Origin of the sequence: Elstera litoralis (genome assembly GCF_000963705.1) — a bacterium.
Lineage (GTDB): Bacteria > Pseudomonadota > Alphaproteobacteria > Elsterales > Elsteraceae > Elstera > Elstera litoralis.
The window spans coordinates 1-1,905 of sequence record NZ_LAJY01001006.1; the positions used below are offsets into that span (position 1 = coordinate 1).

The 1,905-nt window shown below is 59.8% G+C and carries 1 protein-coding gene and 2 pseudogenes; all 3 read right to left on the bottom strand.

Annotated features, from left to right (window positions below):
- Window positions 1-61: 61 nt before the first annotated feature.
- On the bottom strand, window positions 62-370 hold the full coding sequence (rpsJ, locus tag VZ95_RS21180; protein WP_045777634.1) for a 30S ribosomal protein S10: 309 nt from the start codon (window positions 368-370) through the stop codon (window positions 62-64).
- 68 nt (window positions 371-438) lie between these two features.
- Window positions 439-1,628, bottom strand: a pseudogene (gene tuf / locus VZ95_RS21185) (elongation factor Tu).
- Window positions 1,629-1,650: 22 nt separating this feature from the next.
- A pseudogene (fusA, locus tag VZ95_RS21190) lies at window positions 1,651-1,905 on the bottom strand (elongation factor G); the annotation flags it as partial.

Below are 1,905 nucleotides of genomic sequence, written 5' to 3' on the forward strand. Positions count from 1 at the left end.
TCCGGGTCATGCCCAATTTCTGGGCGATCAGACCAGACCGTTTCATCGTCATCCCCCCGGCCTAGAGCTTAATCTCGACGTCGACACCCGACGCCAGGTCGAGCTTCATCAGCGCGTCCACGGTCTGCGGGGTCGGATCGACGATGTCCAGAAGGCGCTTATGGGTGCGCACTTCAAACTGTTCGCGGCTCTTCTTATCGATGTGCGGCGAGCGGTTGACGGTGAACCGTTCAATTTCGGTCGGCAGCGGAATCGGACCACGGATGCGGGCGCCGGTGCGCTTCGCCGTGTTCACGATCTCGCTGGTGGACTGATCGAGCACGCGATGATCGAATGCCTTCAGCCGAATGCGGATGTTTGTGTTGTCCATGCTTCTTTCTCCGGCTGGGTGCCAGGGGGCAATAACGCGCCCCCGGCCCTATCAGCCATGCTGCTTATTTACGCGATAATCGATGCGACGACGCCTGCGCCGACGGTACGACCACCTTCGCGGATAGCGAAGCGCAAGCCTTCGTCCATCGCGATCGGTTGGATGAGTTCCACATCCATCGACACGTTATCGCCCGGCATGACCATTTCGGTGCCTTCCGGCAGCGACACGTTCCCGGTGACATCCGTGGTGCGGAAGTAGAACTGCGGACGATAGTTGGTGAAGAACGGCGTGTGACGACCGCCTTCTTCTTTCGTCAGAATATAGGCTTCCGCCTTGAACTTGGTGTGCGGCGTGATCGAGCCGGGAGCTGCCAGAACCTGACCGCGTTCCACGTCTTCACGCTTCGTGCCGCGCAGCAGCGCACCGATATTGTCGCCCGCCTGGCCGCTATCGAGCAGCTTGCGGAACATTTCAACGCCGGTCACCGTCGTCTTCACCGTGGTCTTCAGACCGACGATTTCGACTTCTTCACCGACCTTCACAATGCCGCGTTCGACACGACCCGTGACCACCGTCCCGCGACCCGAGATCGAGAACACGTCTTCGATCGGCATCAGGAACGGACGATCCACCGGGCGTTCCGGCTGCGGAATGTACGCGTCGACTTCGGCCATCAGCTTCAGAATGGCGTCGCGGCCGAGTTCCGGCTGCTTATCTTCCAGCGCGCAGAGGGCCGAGCCTTCACGATCGGAATATCATCGCCGGGGAACTGGTAGGACGACAGCAGCTCGCGCACTTCCATTTCAACCAGTTCGAGTAGATCGGGATCATCGACCATGTCGCACTTGTTGAGGAACACCACCAGCGACGGCACGCCGACCTGACGGGCCAGCAGAATGTGTTCGCGCGTCTGCGGCATCGGGCCGTCAGCGGCCGACACAACCAGAATCGCGCCGTCCATCTGCGCCGCGCCGGTAATCATGTTCTTCACATAATCGGCGTGGCCGGGGCAATCGACGTGCGCATAATGGCGGTTCGCGGTTTCATATTCGACGTGCGCCGTCGAAATCGTGATCCCACGCGCCTTTTCTTCCGGCGCCTTGTCGATCTGATCGTACGCCGTGAAGGTCGCCCCGCCCGATTCCGCCAAAATCTTCGTGATCGCGGCCGTCAGCGAGGTCTTCCCATGATCGACGTGACCAATCGTGCCGATGTTGCAATGCGGCTTGTTCCGCTCAAATTTAGCCTTCGCCATAATCGATATCCTTGCTAACGGATCACGCCATTTTGGCGCGGACTTCGTCCGCAACCGCCTGGGGAACCTGTTCGTAGTGATGGAACTGCATGGTGTACTGGGCGCGCCCCTGGCTCATCGAGCGCAGAGTGTTCACATAGCCGAACATATTGGCCAGCGGCACCATGGCGGAAACGACGCGGGCATTACCCCGGCTGTCCATACCATTCACCTGACCACGGCGGCTATTCAGATCGCCGATAACGTCGCCCATATAATCTTCCGGCGTAACCACTTC

What these genes read in the sequence shown, in the direction of transcription:
- rpsJ (WP_045777634.1), bottom strand. Translation starts at nt 370, where the DNA reads ATGGACAACACAAACATCCGCATTCGGCTGAAGGCATTCGATCATCGC.